This window comes from Variovorax nivicola, from assembly GCF_051216475.1.
In the GTDB taxonomy this organism is placed as follows: domain Bacteria; phylum Pseudomonadota; class Gammaproteobacteria; order Burkholderiales; family Burkholderiaceae_C; genus Variovorax.
Window position 1 is genome coordinate 98,647 of the sequence record NZ_JBPJZK010000002.1, and the last position, 19,097, is coordinate 117,743.

11 protein-coding genes are annotated in these 19,097 nt (G+C 67.7%); 8 read left to right on the forward strand and 3 right to left on the reverse strand.

Features of this window, described 5'->3' with window-relative positions:
• Positions 1-11: 11 nt before the first annotated feature.
• Positions 12-6,137 (forward strand): hybrid sensor histidine kinase/response regulator, encoded by a 6,126-nt coding sequence (locus ACSFBF_RS09025; protein ID WP_435466128.1) that lies wholly within the window; start codon positions 12-14, stop codon positions 6,135-6,137.
• A 60-nt stretch (positions 6,138-6,197) separates the two neighbouring features.
• Here ACSFBF_RS09025 and ACSFBF_RS09030 read toward each other — a convergent pair whose 3' ends face one another.
• Complete coding sequence (locus ACSFBF_RS09030) at positions 6,198-7,697, reverse strand: cryptochrome/photolyase family protein (RefSeq protein WP_435466130.1); 1,500 nt, start codon at positions 7,695-7,697, stop codon at positions 6,198-6,200.
• On the opposite strand from ACSFBF_RS09030, the gene ACSFBF_RS09035 reads away from it, so the two are divergent.
• The 6 genes from ACSFBF_RS09035 (at position 7,698) to ACSFBF_RS09060 (ending at position 12,354) form a co-directional block, all read left to right on the forward strand.
• Positions 7,698-8,297 (forward strand): YqgE/AlgH family protein, encoded by a 600-nt coding sequence (locus ACSFBF_RS09035; protein ID WP_435466132.1) that lies wholly within the window; start codon positions 7,698-7,700, stop codon positions 8,295-8,297.
• Between the two features lie 118 nt (positions 8,298-8,415).
• Positions 8,416-8,844 carry a Holliday junction resolvase RuvX gene (gene ruvX / locus ACSFBF_RS09040; RefSeq protein WP_435466134.1) on the forward strand — a complete coding sequence of 143 codons (429 nt, stop codon included), beginning with the start codon at positions 8,416-8,418 and terminating at the stop codon, positions 8,842-8,844.
• Entirely contained in the window at positions 8,841-9,338 is a 498-nt protein-coding gene (pyrR, locus tag ACSFBF_RS09045) for a bifunctional pyr operon transcriptional regulator/uracil phosphoribosyltransferase PyrR (protein ID WP_435466136.1), read from the forward strand. Before ruvX ends, pyrR begins: the two co-directional genes overlap by 4 nt.
• The gene (locus ACSFBF_RS09050) at positions 9,338-10,300 is read left to right on the forward strand and encodes an aspartate carbamoyltransferase catalytic subunit (protein WP_093056625.1); all 963 of its coding nucleotides are present in this window, start codon (positions 9,338-9,340) and stop codon (positions 10,298-10,300) included. The genes pyrR and ACSFBF_RS09050 overlap by 1 nt, the downstream gene beginning before the upstream one ends.
• Complete coding sequence (locus ACSFBF_RS09055; protein WP_435466139.1) at positions 10,297-11,580, forward strand: dihydroorotase; 1,284 nt, start codon at positions 10,297-10,299, stop codon at positions 11,578-11,580. Before ACSFBF_RS09050 ends, ACSFBF_RS09055 begins: the two co-directional genes overlap by 4 nt.
• Positions 11,581-11,607: 27 nt before the next feature.
• A complete protein-coding gene (locus ACSFBF_RS09060) occupies positions 11,608-12,354 on the forward strand; it encodes a lysophospholipid acyltransferase family protein (RefSeq protein ID WP_435466141.1) in 747 nt (248 codons plus the stop codon).
• Between the two features lie 31 nt (positions 12,355-12,385).
• Here ACSFBF_RS09060 and ACSFBF_RS09065 read toward each other — a convergent pair whose 3' ends face one another.
• Positions 12,386-14,050, reverse strand: coding sequence for a methyl-accepting chemotaxis protein (locus ACSFBF_RS09065; protein WP_435466143.1), 1,665 nt, complete (start codon positions 14,048-14,050; stop codon positions 12,386-12,388).
• Positions 14,051-14,349: 299 nt separating this feature from the next.
• Positions 14,350-17,187, reverse strand: a complete 2,838-nt coding sequence (locus ACSFBF_RS09070; RefSeq protein ID WP_435466145.1) for a hypothetical protein — start codon at positions 17,185-17,187, stop codon at positions 14,350-14,352.
• Positions 17,188-17,933: 746 nt separating this feature from the next.
• Here ACSFBF_RS09070 and ACSFBF_RS09075 point away from each other — a divergent pair.
• Positions 17,934-19,097: a ParB N-terminal domain-containing protein gene (locus tag ACSFBF_RS09075; protein ID WP_435466147.1), complete on the forward strand. Its 1,164-nt coding sequence runs from the start codon at positions 17,934-17,936 to the stop codon at positions 19,095-19,097.

Genomic DNA, 19,097 nt, shown 5'->3' on the forward strand with positions numbered 1-19,097 from the left:
GAGCACCCAACGTGTCGATTCAAACCCCTGCCACGGCCCCCCTCGCCGGCAATGTGCCGGCCACCGAAGACCTCGGGCCGCTGGCCTGGGTGCTGGGAGAAATCCAGAAATCCCTCGACGGTGTAAGCAAGTCGCTGCGGCGCTTCGTGCGCGACGTGGACGCTGCAGCCGAGCCCGAGGCCGGTCCGTTGCAGATGGCCCGCCAGCAACTGCACCAGGCCGTTGGCGCGCTGCAGATGGTGGGGCATTCCTCACCCGCGCTGGTGCTCGGCGCCATCGAGTTTGCGGTGCAGGGCTTCATTGCCGAACCGCAGCGCTGCACCGACGCCGCGGTGGTCAAGATCGAGCGTGCCGGCTTCGCCGTCACCGATTTCCTCAACGCCCTGCTGGCCGGCAAGCCCGTGTCGTCGGTGGCGCTGTTTCCCCAATACCGCGACGTGCTGGAGCTCGTCGGCAACGAGCGCGTGCACCCGGCCGACCTGTGGAGCACCGTCTGGCGCTGGGTCGAGATCAAGCCTGCGCTGACGCAGGCCGCCATCGCCTATGACCCGGCCGTGCGCTCGAAACTCGACCGCGAAGTGCTGCAACTCGTCAAGACTAGCGACGTGCAGGCCGCGCGGCGGCTGAATGCGTTGTGCCTGGGGCTCGGCCGCGGTGCACTGCTGCCCCGCGTCGCCAGCTTCTGGACCCTGGCCGCAGGCTTCTTCGAAGCCCTGGCCACCGGGCTGATCACGCCCGACTCCTACGTCAAGCGCGCCGCCTCGCGCGTGCTGCTGCAGTACGCCACGCTCGCGCGCGGCGACAGCCTCGTGTCCGACCGCCTCGGGCAAGACCTGCTGTTCTTCTGCGCGCAGGCCGTGCCCACCGCCAGCGACGACGCCGCCACGCTGCGCACTGTGCGCAGCGCCTGGGGCATCACCGGTGAACAGCGCATCGACTACACCGTCGAACAGTTCGGCCGCTTCGATCCGCTGGTGCTGCAACAAGCCCGCAAGCGCATCGAGACCGCCAAGGAAATGTGGTCGGGCCTTTCGGGCGGCGACATCACCCGCACGCGCCAGGTGGCCGACACCTTCGCGCAGCTCGGTGAATCGCTGCAGAAGCTGCACCCGCCGAGCCTGCCGATGGTGCAGGCGCTGACCCATTCGGTCGAAGCCTCCGTGAGCTCCGGCCAGGCCCCAGGCACCGAACTCGCGATGGAAGTCGCCACCTCGGTGCTCTACCTGGAGGCCGCACTCGAAGACCTGGACCCGAGCGATCCGCAGCTCACCTCCCGCACGTTGCAACTCGCGGGCCGCATCGAACGCGTGCGCGCAGGCGGCCATTCCGAGCCGCTCGAGCCGTGGATGGAAGACCTCTACCGCCGCGTGAGCGACCGCCAGACCATGGGCACCGTGGTCGACGAGCTACGCAGCCACCTGAGCGAACTCGAGAAATCGCTAGACCAGTACTTCCGCCGCCCGGCCGAAAAGGGCCTGCTGCGCACCGTGCCGACGCAGCTCCTGCAGATGCGCGGCGTGTTCTCCGTGCTCGGCCTCGACCAGGCCGCGCTCACCGTGCAGCGCATGCGCGACGACGTCGAGGCGATGCTCGTCAGCACCTCGCCGGCCGAAGAAATGGCCGGCTTCGACGCGCTGGGCAACAACCTCGGCGCGCTGGGCTTCCTGATCGACATGCTGGGCTACCAGCCCGCACTGGCCAAGCGCCTGTTCGTGTTCGACGCCGAAGCCGGCGAACTCAAGCCGCTGATGGGCCGCCAGGCCACCGACAGCGCGGTTGCCGACGGCGCCGCGCCGAGCCCGGCTCCGGTCGCCCAAGCCGTGCTCAGCATCGAGGAAGTCGACGCGCAGATCGCCTCGAAGCTCGCCGCGCTCGCCACGCCCAACCGCAAGGCCAAGGTTTCGCCGATCGAGGAATTCAGCAGCAAGGCCGACAGCTGGACGAACAAGATCTCCGGCCCGTCCGCGTTGCCCGACACCGAGGTCACCGAGCTCGAAGAAGACGACCTGCAGAACATCTTCCTCGACGAGGCCCGCGAGGTGGTGCAGAACGGCCTGGCCGCCATCGCCGAACTCGCCAGCTACCCGGACGACACCGAAGAACTCACGATCCTGCGTCGTGCCTTCCACACGCTCAAGGGCAGCTCGCGCATGGTCGGCCTCACCGACTTCGGCGACGCCGCCTGGTCGCTCGAACAGGTGCTCAACACCTGGCTGGCCGACCAGCGCGCCGCCACGCCGGAACTGCTGTCGGCCACCGAACGCACGATGAAGGACTTCAGCCAGTGGGTCGAGGCCATCGCCTCGGGCTCCGCGCACGGCTGGCAGTCGGCACCGTTCAGCCGCGTGGCCAACGCGCTGCTGGCCGGCGAGCCCGTGCCCCCGCCGGTGCGCGTGGCCGATGCGGAGGCCCTGGCGGTCGCTGCGCGCCACATCGCCGCTGAAGCACCTCACTCCGCGCCCGCACCGCTCGAGGTTGCGGCGCCGGTGGCGGCAGAGCTGCCGCCCCTGCAACTGCCCGATCTGCCGGATCTGTCGCTCACCTCGGAAGCGCCTGCACCCGCACCGGTTGCGGCGCCCGAGATGCCGTTCGAAACCGTGGCCTGGCAAGAGCCCGAGAAGGCTGCCACGCCCGAGCCCGACGACGATTTCGCATCGACCGACTTCATCGATTTCGAAGCGAAGTCGACCACCGAGCCCGCGCCGCTGATGGCCCTGCCGAGCGGCGAGGAGTTCGATTTCCTGGCGCCCCCTGCGAAGACGCCCGCGGCCGTGGAGCCGGAGCCGGCAGCGCCCGCACCTGCCATCGAATCGATCGAAGCCACCGTGCCGACCACGGCCGGCCTGCCCGACCTGGAGTGGGCGCCCGAACCGCTGCCCGTGCAGCCTGCTGCTGTTGTTGCTGCCGAGCCCGAAGTCATCGAAGCAGCGGCACTGCCGCTGCACGAAGAAGAACCAGAAGAGCCGGTCGCCGCACCCGAGCCGCAACCGGTGGCCGAAGCAGAGCCGGAGCCAGAGCCCGAACTGCCCGCCCCAACGGTCGCCGAAGTGGTCGTGCCCATCTTCGAAGCACTCCCTGTGCCCGAAGAACCGCAGATCCTCGTTGCCGACAAAGAAACAGAAGCAGAAGCGCCCGAACCCGTCGTGGCGGCTGCGCCCGTCGCACCGCAGGAAAGCGCCGAAGACCAGGTCAAGGTCATCGGCCCGCTGCGCATCGGCATCCAGCTCTACAACGTCTACCTCAACGAGGCCGATGAGTGGTCGCGCCAGCTCGCCACCGACGTCGGCGAGTGGGCGCTCGAATCGCACGAACGCCTGCCCGACTCGACCGTTGCGCTGGCCCACTCGCTGGCCGGCAGCTCGGCCACGGTCGGCTTCCACAGCCTGTCGGGCATGGCCCGCCTGTTCGAAGCCGCGCTGCAGCATCTGCAGATGCAGGGCAGCGGCACGCGTGAGCAGGGCATGGTGCTGGTGGCCGCGGCCGACGAGTTGCGCCGCCTGCTGCACCAGTTTGCCGTTGGCTTCCTGCGCGATCCGGCCGAAGGCACGTTGCAGGCGCTGCGCGACATTGCCAATTCGCCGATGCCGACCGAAGTTGCCATGCGTGCCGAAGTCCGGCCGCTGCAGCAGGTGGTGGTCAGCGAATCCGTTGCCGACGTGGCGCTGGACGATTCCGAAGACGCCATCGACCTGGCCGACGCGGTCGACGTCGACCTGTTCCCGATCTTCGAGGAAGAGGCTGCCGAACTGCTGCCCCAGCTCGGCGAAGCGCTGCGCCAGTGGGCGCATCACCCCGACGACAGCGCGCCGCGCGCCTCGGTGCTGCGCACGTTGCACACGCTCAAGGGCAGCGCACGATTGGCCGGCGCCATGCGCCTGGGCGAACGCGCGCACCGCATGGAGTCCGAGATCGAAGTCCTGGGCTCCCAGGGCGCGGAACGGGCCGACATCGAAAAACTGCTGACGCGCCTCGACGCCCTGCAGGCCACTTTCGACGCGCTGCGCGCGGCCGACGATGCCACGCAGGTCGAACTGGCCCAGATCGTGGCCGCGGCCACCGCGACCGCATCCGCTGCCCAACTGCTGCAGGTGGCGCCCGAAGCCGGCGTGCCGGCGAACGACGAAACCGCCGCCCCCGTGGCGAGCCTGGAAGACGAAGAATCCGTCGCTGCCGCACCGGCCGCACCCACGACGCTGCAGCCGCGCCCAGCGCCCGCATTGCTCACGCCCCTGCGTGCCGCAACGGGCCAGGCCGTGCGCATTCGCACCCAGCTGCTCGACCGCCTGGTCGCGCAGACCGGCGAGGTCATCATCACGCGTTCGCGCCTGGAGGCCGAACTGGGCCAGTTGCGCGGCTCGCTGTCCGACCTCACGGGCAACCTGGACCGCCTGCGCCAGCAGCTGCGCGACATCGAAGTGCAGGCCGAAAGCCAGATGCAGTCCCGCCTGGCGCAAGCCAAGGACTCGCAGCAGGGCTTCGACCCGCTGGAGTTCGACCGCTTCACCCGTGTGCAGGAACTCACGCGCATGATGGCCGAGTCGGTGAACGACGTGGCCACCGTGCAGCGCACGCTGCAAAAGACCGTGCAGGCGACGGAAGACGACCTCAGCGTGCAGGCGCGCCAGACGCGCGAACTGCAGCGCGGCCTGCTGCGCACGCGCATGGTGGAGTTCGAAGGCATCTCCGACCGCCTCTATCGCGTGGTGCGCCAGGCCTCGAAGGACACCGGCAAGCAGGTGCGCCTGGACATCGTCGGCGGCTCGATCGAAATGGACCGCGGCGTGCTGGACCGCATGACGCCCGCCTTCGAGCACTTGCTGCGCAACTGCGTGGCCCACGGCATCGAGGATTCGGCCGTGCGCGAGAAGGCCGGCAAGGACGCCAGCGGCCTGATCGTCATCGACCTGCACCATGAAGGCAACGACGTCTCGGTGAGCTTCCGCGACGACGGCGCCGGCCTCGACAACAAGCGCATCGCCGAGCGCGCCCGCGCCCTCGGCCTGCTTGGCCACGACCAGGAGCTGTCGGCCGAAGAAGCCACCGAGCTGATCTTCAAGCCCGGCTTCTCGACGGCGGGGCAAGTTTCCGAACTGGCCGGCCGCGGTATCGGCATGGACGTGGTGCGCGCGCAGATCGCGGCGCTCGGCGGCCGCATCGAAACGCACAGCAACCCGGGCCAGGGCACCATCTTCAAGCTGGTGCTGCCGCTGACCACCGCCGTGACGCACGTGGTGATGCTGCGCGCGGGCGAGGTGTCGGTCGGCGTGCCGTCGAACCTGGTGGAACTGGTGCAGCGCGTGGGTGGAACCGACCTCGAGGCCGCCTACCTGCACAACAGCCATCCCTTCGGCCACGAACAGGTGCCGTTCTACTGGGCCGGCGCGCTGCTGCAGGCCTCGACCCGCAGCGAGCATGCAGGCGCCAAGAACAACACGATCGTGGTCGTGCGAAGCGCCGCGCAGCGCGTGGCTCTGCACGTGGACGAAGTGCTGGGCAACCAGGAAGTCGTGGTCAAGAACCTCGGCCCGCAACTCGCGCGGCTGCCCGGCCTGGCCGGCATCTCGGTGCTGGCTTCGGGCGCGGTCGCGCTGATCTACAACCCCGTGGCGCTGGCCGCGGTGCACGGCGAACAGGCGCGCGAGCGCCAGGCCGCCGCGCTGGTGGCGCCGGCGCATGGCGCATCGGCCACGGCCGGGCAGGGCGCGCCGCAGGAGCCGTTGCCGGTGCTGGCCCCGGTGGCCCCGCAGGTTCCACTGGTGCTGGTAGTGGACGACTCCATCACCGTGCGCCGCGTCACGCAGCGTCTGCTGCAGCGCGAAGGCTATCGCGTGTCGCTCGCGGCCGACGGCCTGCAGGCGCTCGAACGGCTGCAGCAGGAACGCCCGGCGGTGGTGCTGTCGGACATCGAGATGCCGCGCATGGACGGCTTCGACCTGGCCCGCAACATCCGCGCCGACGCCGCGCTGGCCGAGCTGCCGATCATCATGATCACCTCGCGCATCGCCGAGAAGCACCGCGACTACGCGCGCACACTGGGCGTGAACCACTACCTGGGCAAGCCGTACTCGGAAGAGGAACTGCTGCGCCTGGTGCGTGCGTACACGAGCGAGTCGACGACGCTGGCTGCCGCCGCCTGACGCGCGGTTTTCTGGCAGCGATCAGGGAAAGGGCCTTCGGGCCCTTTTCTTTTTCTATTTCTATTTCTGCAGCGCCTTCGCCCGCGCCACTCCGTAGCGCTGCAACGTCTTCTCGCGCGCCTCGGCATGGTCCACCACCGGCTTCGGGTACGTCTCGCCCAGCTTGATGCCGGCCGCCTCCAGCTCCACCGGCGACGCCATCCACGGTGCATGGATCGCCGCGTTCGACAGCCCCGCCAGCTGCGGCAGGTAGCGGCGGATGAACTTGCCCTCGGGGTCGAAGCGTTCGCTCTGCGTCACCGGGTTGAAGATGCGGAAGTAGGGCTGCGCATCGCAGCCGCTCGAACTGGCCCATTGCCAGCCGCCGTTGTTCGACGCCAGCTCGAAGTCGTTCAGGTGCAGCGCGAAGTAGGCCTCGCCGCGCCGCCAGTCCAGCCCCAGGTCCTTGCAGAGGAAGCTCGCCACCACCATGCGCAGGCGGTTGTGCATGTAGCCGCTCTGGTTGATCTGCAGCATGGCCGCGTCCACCAGCGGGTAGCCGGTACGGCCTTCGCACCAGGCGTCGAACAGCTGGTCGGCGTGCTTGCCGTGGTGCCAGGCGATCTTGTCGTACTCGGGCCGGAAGCTCTTCGACTCGCCGCCCCTGTGCACGTGCGGAAAGTGCACCAGGATCTGGAAGTAGAACTCGCGCCAGATCAGCTCGCTCAGCCAGGTCGTCGCCCCGGCGTTGCCCTGCAGCGAGAGCTGGTGCGCCAGGCTTGCCATCTGCCGGATCGACACCGTGCCGAAGCGCAGGTGCACGCCCATGTAGCTGGGCCCGCGCACCGCCGGAAAGTCGCGCGCCTCGCCGTAGCGGTCGATGCGCTCGAAGAAATCCTCGAACAGCAGGCCCGCGCCGCGCGTGCCGGTGGGAATCTCCAGCGCCGACAGGTTGCTTTTCTCGAAGCCGATATCCCCCAGCGCCGGCACCGGCTCCCCATAGGCCTGCGGCGAGGGTGCCAGCGCGTCGGCGTGGCTGCGCACCGGGTACGACTTGAGGAAGAACGCATCGACCTTCGCCAGCCAGGCCCGCTTATAAGGCGTGAACACCGTGTAGGGCTGGTCGGTCTTGGTCATGACCTCGTCGCGGTCGAAGACGATCGAGTCCTTGTAGGTGTGGAAGGCCACGCCGGCATTGGCCAGCGCGCCGAGCACCTTGGCGTCGCGCTCCAGCGCGTCGGGCTCGTCGTCGCGGTTGGCGAACACCGCCTGCGCGCCGAGCTCGCGTGCCAGCGCCGGAATCTCCTGCACCGCCGCCGCATGCCGCACGATCAGCCCACCGCCCAGCGCGCGCAGCTCGGCTTCGAGCTCCACCAGCGATTCGCGGATGAATTCGACCCGGCGGTCGACCGTGGGCAGGGCGTCGAGAATGGCCTTGTCGAAGATAAAAACGCAGACCACCTGGCGGCAGGCCCGCAGCGAGCGATACAGGGCCGCGTTGTCGTCCACCCGGAGGTCCCGGCGGAACCACATGAGCCCTTTGGGATAGGTCTTGTCAACGGCCAGTAAAATCGGGGGCATATGGCCGCCGATTCTGCCCCGATGAACCTCACGCATCACTTTTTGATAGCGATGCCCGGGATGGAAGACAAAACTTTCAACCGCAGCGTCGTGTACCTCTGCGAACACAGCGAGCGCGGTGCGCTCGGCCTGGTAATCAACAAACCCAGCGACATCAACCTCAAGGTGCTGTTCGAGAAAATCGAGCTCCACCTGGCCCGCCCCGAGCTGGGCGAAGCCCCCGTCTTCCAGGGCGGCCCGGTGCAGACCGAACGCGGCTTCGTGCTGCACGAGCCGGTCTTCACCCAGGCCGAGAAGCCCGAGGAATCGGTCTACGCCTCGACCATGACCATCCCCGGCGGGCTCGAAATGACCACCTCCAAGGACGTGCTGGAGGCCCTGGCCACCGGCGCGGGCCCGCGCAAGGTGCTGGTCTCGCTGGGCTACGCGGCCTGGGGCGAAGGCCAGCTCGAATCGGAACTGGCCGAGAACAGCTGGCTCACCGTGGGCGCCGACCCGGCCGTGATCTTCGACACCCCGGTCGAGCAGCGCTACGACAGGGCGTTGTTGCTGCTGGGCCTCGAAGCGTGGAAGCTGTCCCCGGACGCCGGACACGCATGATGAACTTGGCTCGCCCCCAGGCTGCGCGCACTTCGTGTCGCTTCGCCTACCCCCTACCGGGGGCGGGCCGGCCGCTTCGGGCGGCCTTGCGCGGCGGCCCCCTGTGAGTGGACCGGCGATGTCTGACAGCGCTCAGTCCCCAGCACCTGCCGTTGTTCCCGCCCATTTTCAGACCTTCCTGGCCTTCGACTTCGGCCTGAAGCGCACGGGCGTGGCCAGCGGTAACCGGCTGCTGCAGACGGCCACCCCGCAGCCCACCATCAAGGCCGAAGGCGACGCGCGCTTTGCGCTGGTCGAGGCGCGCATCAAGGAATGGCAGCCTGACGCGCTGGTGATCGGTGTGCCCTACCACCCCGACGGCGCCCCGCACGAGAACACCCGCCGCGCGCAGAAGTTCGCGCGCCAGCTGCGCGGCCGTTTCAATCTTCAGGTGTTCGAGGTCGACGAGCGTTACAGCACCACCGAGGCCCTGTCATCGGGCGCGCGCGATGCCGATGCCGCCTCGGCCTGCATCATCCTGGAGCAATTTTTGAGGAGTCTCCCGTGAGTTCAATTCCCGATGCCGAAGCGCTCTACACGAAGCTGCTGGCCGGCGTGAAGGCGCTGATGCGTCCCGAGACAAAGCTTGTGGGCATCACCTCCGGCGGCGCCTGGCTGGTCGAGCGGCTCCAGAAAGACCTGGGCCTGCCCGGCGCGCCCGGCATCATCTCGTCGGCCATGCACCGTGATGACTTCGCACGCCGCGGCCTCGCGGCCAGCGCGCAGACCGTGCTGCCCTTCGACGTGAACGGCACAGACGTGCTGCTGCTCGACGACGTGCTCTACACCGGCCGCACCATCCGCGCGGTGCTCAACGAGCTGTTCGACTTCGGCCGCCCAGCCAGCGTGCGCCTCGCGGTGCTGGTGGATCGCGGTGGCCGCGAACTGCCCGTGGCCGCCGACTTCGCCGCCACCACGCTCACGCTGCCGAATACTCAACTGCTTGCCCTGGCCCGCGCCGCCGACGGCGCCTTCAGCCTCAAGGTGGAGGAAAGCAATTAATGCTCTACAAGCGAAACCCCCAACTCAACAAGAACGGCGAGCTGATCCACCTGCTGTCGATCGAGGGCCTGCCCAAGGACATCGTCACGCACATCCTCGATACCGCCGCCAACTTCACGAGCGTGAGCGACCGCGAGGTGAAGAAGGTGCCGCTGCTGCGCGGCAAGAGCGTGTTCAACCTGTTCTTCGAGAACAGCACCCGCACCCGCACCACCTTCGAGATCGCGGCCAAGCGCCTGTCCGCCGACGTCATCAACCTCGACATCGCGCGTTCCTCGGCCACCAAGGGTGAGTCGCTGCTCGACACCATCGCCAACCTGAGCGCGATGGCGGCCGACCTGTTCGTGGTGCGCCACAGCGAGTCGGGCGCGCCCTACCTGATCGCGCAGCACGTGGCGCCGCACGTGCACGTGGTGAACGCCGGCGACGGCCGTCACGCGCACCCGACGCAGGGGCTGCTCGACATGTACACGATCCGCCACTACAAGAAAGACTTCTCGAACCTCACAGTCGCCATCGTCGGCGACGTGCTGCATTCGCGCGTGGCGCGCTCCGACATTCATGCGCTCACCACGCTCGGCTGCGCCGAAGTGCGCGTGGTCGGCCCGAAGACGCTGGTGCCGAGCGACATGGCCGGCATGGGCGTGCGCGTGTGCCACACGCTCGAAGAGGGCATCAAGGACTGCGACGTCGTCATCATGCTGCGCCTGCAGAACGAGCGCATGAGCGGCGCGCTGCTGCCGTCGTCGCAGGAGTTCTTCAAGACCTTCGGCCTCACGCCGGAGAAGCTGCAGTTGGCCAAGCCCGACGCCATCGTGATGCACCCGGGCCCCATCAACCGCGGCGTGGAGATCGACTCCGCCGTGGTCGATGGCAAGCAGAGCGTGATCCTCCCGCAGGTCACTTTCGGCATCGCGGTTCGCATGGCGGTGATGAGCATCGTGGCAGGTAACGAAGCATGAACACACTGATCACCAACGGCCGCGTCGTCGACCCCGCTTCGGGCACCGACAGGAAGGCCGACATCGCCATCGTCGACGGCAAGATCGCCGGCATCGGCAGCATCCCTGCCGGCTTCAAGGCCGAGCGCACCATCGACGCCACGGGCTGCATCGTTGCCCCCGGCCTCGTCGACCTCGCAGCGCGCCTGCGCGAGCCTGGCTACGAACACGAAGGCATGCTCGAAAGCGAAATGGCCGCGGCCATCGCCGGCGGCGTTACCAGCCTCGTGTGCCCGCCCGACACCGACCCCGTGCTCGACGAGCCTGGCCTGGTCGAGATGCTGAAGTTCCGCGCCGAGAAGCTGCAGTGCGCGCGCCTGTTTCCGCTCGGTGCGCTCACGCGCAACCTCGCCGGCGGCGTGCTGACCGAGATGGCCGAACTCACCGAGGCCGGCTGCATCGGCTTCAGCCAGGCCGACGTGCCGCTGGCCGACACGCAAGTGCTGCAGCGCGCGCTGTCGTACGCCAGCACATTCGGCTACACCGTGTGGTTGCGCCCGCAAGACCGCGACCTCGGCAAGGGCGTCGCGGCCAGCGGCCCGCTCGCCACGCGGCTCGGCCTCGCGGGCGTGCCCGTGTCGGCGGAGACCATCGCCATCTTCACCATCGTCGAGCTGATGAAGGCCACCGGCGCGCGAGTGCACCTGTGCCGCATCTCCAGCGCGCGCGGCGTGGCGCTGGTGCGCGAAGCCAAGGCGCAAGGCCTGCCGCTGACCTGCGACGTCAGCATCAACTCGCTGCACCTGGTCGACACAGACATCGGCTACTTCGACAGCCGCGCGCGCCTGAACCCGCCGCTGCGCCAGCAGGGCGACCGCGAGGCGCTCTCGGCCGCGCTGGCCGATGGCACCATCGACGCGCTGGTGTCCGACCACACGCCGGTCGAGGCCGACGCCAAGACGCTGCCCTTTGCAGAGAGTGAAGCCGGCGCGACCGGGCTCGAACTGCTGCTGCCGCTCGCGCTGCAATGGGGCGAGCGCAGCGGCGCGGGCGTGGCGCGCGCCATCGAGGTCATCACCTCCGCGCCGGCACGCCTGCTGGCCGCCGAAGACGCAGGCACCGGCATCGGCCGCCTGGTGGAAGGCGGCGTGGCCGACCTGTGCATTGCCGACCCCGGGCTCGAATGGCAGGTGCTGCCCGATGCGCTCAAGAGCCAGGGCAAGCACACGCCGTTCGCCGGCTATCCGATGCAGGGCCGCGCACGCCACACGCTGGTGGCGGGCCGGGTCGTGCACGGCTGACAGATCGAAAGAAAGAACGACGCCCCGATGGTTCATTCGTTGAAAGCCTGCTGGCGCCTGCTGCACGCGGTGGGGCATGCGCTGGTCGGCTGGTGGACGATCCGCTTCACCTTTCCCAGCCTCGAGCAGGCAGAGCGCAATGCGCGCGTGCAGGCATGGTCGAGGCGCATGCTCGAAATCATGGGCATCACGCTCAAGGTGCAGGGCACGCCGCCGCCCGAGGGGCCGGTGCTGCTCATCTGCAACCACCTTTCGTGGCTCGACATCACCTGCCTTCATGCGGCACGCCATGTGCGCTTCGTGTCGAAGTCGGACGTCAAGAACTGGCCGCTGATCGGCACACTCTCCAACGGCTCGGGCACGCTCTACATCGAGCGCGAACGCCGCCGCGACGCGCTGCGTGTGGTGCACCACATGACCGAGGCGCTGCGCAACGGCGACCTGATCGGCGTGTTCCCCGAAGGCACGACCAGCGACGGCCGCGGCCTGCTGCCGTTCCATGCCAACCTGCTGCAGGCGGCCATTTCCTCTGGCGCCCCGGTGCTGCCCGCCGCGCTGCGCTTTGCTGATGCCGCCACCGGCGAGACCAGCCAGGCACCGCGCTACATCGACGACGACAGCCTCGCCGCCTCGCTGTGGAACACGCTGCGCGCGCCGCCGCTGCTGGCCATCGTGCGCTTCGGCGAGCCGCAGGACCCGCACGGCCGCGACCGCCGCGACTGGGCGCACTCGCTGCATGAAGACGTGCAGCAGCTGCGCCGCGAGACGCACTGACCTGATTCGCCGCTAAGGCAAAAGCGCGGACTCAGGCCGGCAGCAGGCGGCCTTCAGCCAGCGGCACCACGCGGGGAAGATCCCGCTGCGCCCGCGGCCATGTGTCGTCGGCCTTCGGTGCCTGCACGGCGTCGCCGGGCAGCACGAACTGGCTGATCAGCGCGTCGAGGCTGCGTGCCTGGTCGCGCAGGCCCTCCGATGCGGCGGCCGATTCCTCGACCAGCGCGGAGTTCTGCTGCGTCATCTCGTCCAGGCGCGTGACGGCGGCGTTGATCTGCCCGATGTCGTGCGTCTGCGACTGCGTTGCCGCCGTGATCGCGCTCACGGTGTCGGCGACCTGCCCGATCGAGGCCACGATGCGGCCCATGGTCTGGCCCGCGCCGTCGGCCAGCACGGTGCCGGCCTCGATGCGCCGCACCGAGTCGTCGATCAGGCCCTTGATTTCGCGCGCGGCCGTGGCCGAGCGCGTGGCCAGCTGCCGCACTTCCGACGCGACCACCGCGAAGCCCCGGCCCGCCTCGCCGGCGCGCGCAGCTTCGACGGCGGCGTTGAGCGCGAGGATGTTGGTCTGGAACGCGATGCCGTCGATCACGCCGGTAATGTCGGCCACCTTGCGCGATGCGCGATGGATGTCCTGCATGGTGCCGACCACCTGCGACACCACCTCGCCGCCTTGTGCCGCCACGGCCGCCGCAGCGCCGGCCATCTGCTCGGCGCGGCCCGCGGCGGAGCTCGACTGTTCGACGTTGCGCATCACCTGCTCGAGCGCCGCAGCGGTCTGCTGCAGGCTGGACGCCGCGTCTTCGGTGCGCGCCGATAGGTCCGAATTGCCGTGTGCGATTTCGCCGGCGGCCACGCGCACGTTCTGTACCGACTCGCGCACCCGCAGCACCAGCTCGCGCAAGGCGCCCTGCATCGCGCCCAGCGCCAGCAGCATCTGTCCGGCTTCGTCGCGCGAATGGCCTTCGATGTCCTGGCGCAGGTCCAGGCTGGCGACGCGCCCGGCCGTTTCGCTGGCCGCCCGGATCGGCCGGCTGATGCTGCGCACCAGCCACTGGGCCAGCACCGCGCCGAGCAGCAGGGCGGTTGCGCCGAACACCACCAGGGCCAGCCGGGCCGAGGCGCTGAGCGCCTCGATGCGGCTGCCGGCTGCGTCGATGGCCTCGCGTTGCGATTGGGCGAGCTGCGACACGGCCTCCAGCAGCGCGGTCGAGCCGGGCTGGAAGCGCTGCGCGTAGACCGTGCGGATGCGCTCCGTGAGGCCGGAGTCGCGCGCCGCGATCAGCTCCTTGACGGCAGCCTTGAAGTTCTCGCCCGCGGCCTGGGTCCGTTCGAGCAGCGCGCGGTCCGAGTCCTTCTGCAGGCGCTGCGACACCTGCTGCAGCAGTTCGCCGTACTTCTTCTCGGTCGCCTGGATGTCCGCTGAAAGGATCTCGCCGACTTCGGGTTCGGAGCTCAGTGCCATGGCCTTGTAGCGCTCGGCGTTGATGGACTGCAGGCGGTAGGCGTCCACCACCAGGCGCTCGGAAACACCGTGCTGCTGGATGGCTTCGCGCGTGGCCTCGTCCACCTTGGACAGCGACCAGATGCCGATGCCCGACCCCGCAAGGGTCAGCAGCAGGACGACGCAGAAAGTGGCCAGCAGACGGCGGCCGAGGATGTTGCTGGAGCGGGGAGGGTGGAGGTCTGTGGTCACGGAGCGGTTTCTCCCGTCGCATTCGGCGAGGGACGATGTGGGAGGGGGAGGCTTTCCGCGCTGCATTGGATCGATGCCTTGTTACGCGGAATTGACTGCCCCTGCGCCAGGCAAGGCGAGGCCAAAAAAAGCGCTCCTCGAGGGAGCGCTTAACGACGCAGGAATGCGCCGTGAGGAGGAACCGAGAGCCCTTCGGCAAATGCTGCCTGCCCGAAGAACTTCAGGCTTCTACTTTGACCGTGTGCGCGGCCCGTGCCTGCGGGATAAGGCAGGCCGGGCGCGTGGGTGCTTGCCTACAGTCAGCCCAGCAGGCCGTGCAGGATGTTGGTGACCGGGCTCACGACGTGGTTCACCGTTTGCTCGACCTGGCTGGTGATCGGCGTCACCACTTCGGTCAGGCCCGAGCCGACGGCATGGCCCGCGCCTTCGACCACGCTGGCCACCGTGTCGACCACCGGCGCCACGACACCCGTGGCCCCGGCCAGGATGTCCGTCGCCGGAGCCGAGGCGTGGGAGACCGTGCTGCCCGCGGTCTCGACTGCCGGAGCTACTGCGTCGCCCGCCGGCTGCAGGACGTTGGCCACGGGGCCGTCGCCGCCCAGCGCGCCGAGCAGACTGCCGACGAGACCGTCCGCGCCCAGCAGACCGCCGACCAGGCCGTCGCTGCCCAGGAGGTTGCCCACGATGCCGTCTTCGCCGAGAACGCCACCGAGCAGGCCGCCACCGCTGCCACTGCCGCCACCGAGTACGCCGCCAAGGAGGCCGTCGTCGCCGCCGAGCACACCACCCAGCAGACCGCCCTCGCCCAAGACGCCGCCGAGGAGGCCACCGTCGCCGCCGAGCACACCACCCAGCAGACCATCGTCACCCAGGACGCCGCCGAGGAGACCGCCGTCGCCGCCGAGTACGCCACCCAGCAGACCGTCGTCACCCAAGACGCCGCCGAGGAGGCCGCCGTCACCACCGAGCACTCCGCCCAGCAGACCGCCCTCGCCCAAGACGCCGCCGAGGAGACCACCGTCGCCACCCAGCACGCCACCAAGAAGGCCGCCATCGCCGCCAAGCAGTCCGCCCAGCACGCCATCGTCGCCCAGAACACCACCAAGCAGGCCACCGTCGCCGCCGAGCAGTCCGCTCAACAGACCACCGTCGCCCAGCACGCCACCGAGCAAGCCGCCGTCGCCGCCCAACAGGCTGCCGAGCGGGCCTTCGGCTCCGAGAAGGCCGTCGTCGGCCAGAACGCCACCCAACAGGCCGTCGTCACCGAGAAGGCCGCCCAGCAGGCCGTTATCGCCCAGCACGCCGCTGAGCAGGCCGCCATCTCCTCCGAGCAAACCGCCCAGGGGTGTCTCGCTCAACAGGTCGCCGACCACGCCGTCGGGTCCGAGCAGGCTGTCGACCAGCCCGCCTCCGCTGAGCAGGCCGCCGGTGAGGCCTTCGCTGCCCAGCAAGCCGGCGAGCGAGCCGTCGCCGCCGAGCACGCCGCCCAGCAGGCCATCGTCGCCAAGGAGGCCGTCAACACCGCCGAGCACGCCGCCAAGCAAGCCGCCGTCGCCGCCGAGCAGACCGCCCAGCAGACCGTCGTCACCCAGGACACCGCCAAGCAAGCCACCGTCACCGCCGAGCAGACCGCCCAATAGACCGTCGTCACCCAGTACGCCGCCAAGCAAGCCACCATCGCCGCCGAGCAGGCCGCCCAGCAGGCCGTTATCACCCAGGACACCACCGAGCAGCCCGCCGTCACCTCCAAGCAGACCGCCAAGGAGCCCGTCATCGCCAAGCAGTTGCCCGACCAGGCCGTCTTCGCCGAGCACGCTGCCCAACAGGCTGCCGTCGCCCAGCAGGCCTTCGAGCACCTGCCCGACCACGCCGTCGGTGCCGACCAGTTCGTCCACGAGGCCGTCGATGCCAAGGCCGGTGGTCACGCCGCCGAGCAGGCCTTCGCTGCCGAGCACGTTTTCGAGGATGTTGCTCAACGCATCCGTCAGGTAGTCGACCTGGCCGATCAGCGACCCGACGAGCGCGTCCGTCAGGCCGTCGCCCAGCAGGCCGTCCACCACGGGGGTGAGCACGCCGCCGATGTTGACGGCCAGGTTGTCGACGGTGTTGTCCAGCGGATCGAACGCATTCGGATCGTCGGGCCTGAACTCGTTGCCCGCGATCGGCGAGAGCACGTCGTCCACCAGATCCGTGAGGCCGTCGGCCACGGGCATCAGCGATGCCAATGTGCCGGATGAACTGGCGGCGACGCTTCTGGCCGCGGCGGCGCTGCCACCTCCGAGGCCGAGAACGTTGTCCAGGGAGCCGAGCAGATGGCCGGCGAGGCTGTCGCCTGGATCGAGCAGGTGGTCGGCATCGGCATCCGCGTCGGCATCAGCGTCCGCATCTGCATCGGCGTCTGCATCCGCATCAGCGTCTGTATCGGCATCGGCATCTGCGTCCGCATCGGCGTCTGCATCCGCGTCAGCGTCAGCATCACCGTCCGCATCCGAGTCGGCATCTGCATCCGCATCTGCGTCGGCATCGCTGTCGCCAACGCCCGGAACGAAGAAAGGAACCGCGCCACCGTCGCTGCCGCCACCACCGCTCAGCGCGGCGCCGAGCGCGACGGCACCCAGTGCACCGAGAGCGAATTCACCCAGCCCGATGCCGCTGCCGGCAGCGGTCTTCTTGCTCACCGCAAGCGCCGCGGCTTCCGCGTCGCTGTCGGGCGAGGTCACTTCCAGGTCGCCCGAGGCCACGTCCACATTCACCTGCTCGAGGCCGCTGGCCAGCTTGGTCGTGCTGATGGTGGCGTCGGTGCCGCCCGTGAAGATGCCGGCCAGCGGTGCCTTGTTGGTGGCCGATCCGGGAAAGAGAACGTTGGCGTGGCCGTCCTGCGGAACGATCACGCGGTCGCCGGCCATCAGCGCCTGGTTGCCGTCGACGGGAATCGAGACGCCGTCGCGCATGAGGACCGTGCCGGGCGTGGCGTTCGAAATTGACCCGATGCCGGCCGGCGCCGCAGGCTGAACTGCGGCGGCGCCAGTCCCCATGGGCGCAATCGGCTTCACTGTCGCCTGGGCGATGACCACCGGCGCAGCACCGTTGTCGGCGCCTCCGGCGATCGAAGAAATCGATGCATTGGCATCCGTCATGGCAGTCTCCTCGGTGGTGGGACTCTCTGACGGGGCAACTTGTGTGCCGCCTTCTTGCAATATCTCTGACGCTGAAGCGTCGAGCGTGCAAGCTGTTGATTTATATGGAGTTTCTTGCCGTGACGGCCCTGCGATGCAGATCGACGGGAGGCCCCGGTCGGGCGCTCTTTGGCGCTTGTTACGTAGCGTTGTTACGCACTCGGGCCGTAACGAGTGCTCGCGCAATGGCGGGTGGCCGGGTTGCTTTCAGGTCCGGCGCATGCAAGGCCAATGCGCCCGCCGCAGCAGTCGCCGAAGGCTTCGGCGACGGGTATCTGAATAAAAGCTTGCTGGTGCCTTCGACAGGAATCGAACCTGATTTCGAGTGAAATCGGCTCACTTTGGCAGCGCAACCGGGCGGACCTCCCCTCGAACGGGTCCACCGAAGTAAGTCGTTTTCTGGGGTTTTGTCCCACGTTTCGTCCCAGTTCGTCCGAGGGTCGCTGGTGGCGCAGGCTGCCTTAGCCGCGATCCAGCCAGAGCGAGTTCCCGAGATGCCGGCGAGCAGGGTGCATCGAGGGACGTAGCGGCCGACTGTGCCCCTCGCTGTCGAGCGCAAAGGGGGGTACACCCGAAGACGTTGTTTGGAATCCCAGCTGAGGCGGTCGTCGATTTCAAACTAACGCGAGTAGGACACAATGCGCGTATAGCCCGAGTCCCCTTACCGCTGCGGTATTGAGCACTCTGCGCATTTCAGAGGAAGCGACGTGTCTACATCTCCCCCGACCAAGAATCCGCCGAGTGCTGGACCTGCGATTGTGCAGAGCGCACCACCTGGTCAACCCGTCACCTTGCCGCTTCGTGTGCTCGATCTTGACGAGAGCAATCCTCGCTTCGGAAAACGAGCTGGGACGATGAGTTCTCAAAAGGCCTCGCTGGACTACATCGTCGATAGCTTCGGTGTTGACAATCTCCTGGCCTCGTTGGGCATCAACGGCTTTTTCGATGCCGAGCCTCTCATCGTGCAGCCCAAAGCTGATGGCAGGTACACAGTCGTCGAGGGAAATCGGCGCTTGGCTGCATGCCTGATCCTTGCAGGCGATGACCGCGCCGCGAATCAAACGACGCGGATCGGACTATGGCAGCAGAAGGCGAAGTCCAAATGGTCGAGCGACACCGAAGTTCCAGTACGGGTCTTCGATGCCAAAACGACGAACGAGGCTTTGCTGCCATATCTGGGCGTGCGACATCTGGTCGCGTCTCAGCCTTGGGATTCGTATGCGAAGGCTAAGTGGATTGCGGATGTCATCAATTCAAAACAGATGACAATGAGTGAAATAGTAGAGGTTATTGGGGACAAAAATGGAACTATCGAACGCCTCTTGGAGGGGTACTATTTTGTTAACCAAATAGCGGCCAGCGGAAAGTACGATACCCGAAATAGTGTTCGAAAAGGACGTGGGAGCAATCCAGAATATCCTTTTTCGTGGGTGTACACCCTTTTAGATAATTCTGGTGTTCGTGAATGGCTGGCGTTGGGTGAGCGGAAGGTCTCTACGCCCAAGGTGATTGCGGCAGCAAGAATGGATGATGCCGCGCAGACGATGCGATATCTGCTTGGAGATAAAAGTGAAAGTAAAAATCCAGCGATTGCGGACTCTAGAGAAATCGGACTTCTTGCCTCGGCCCTTAGCGACCCTGATAAACGATCACAGCTTCGCCAAGGGAAAAATGCTCGAGACATTGATCTTGCTTCCAGACCGGCTGGAGATCTGTTTGCAGATTATGTGAATAGTGCTTTAGATTCACTAATAAACGCTGACGCGCTCGTCAGTGGGCAGCGACTTCCAAAAGCAGAGGCGTTCAAAATGCTGGAAAAATTGAGTCAGACCAAATCGATATTGCAAGAGCTGATCAATAAACTCGTTTAA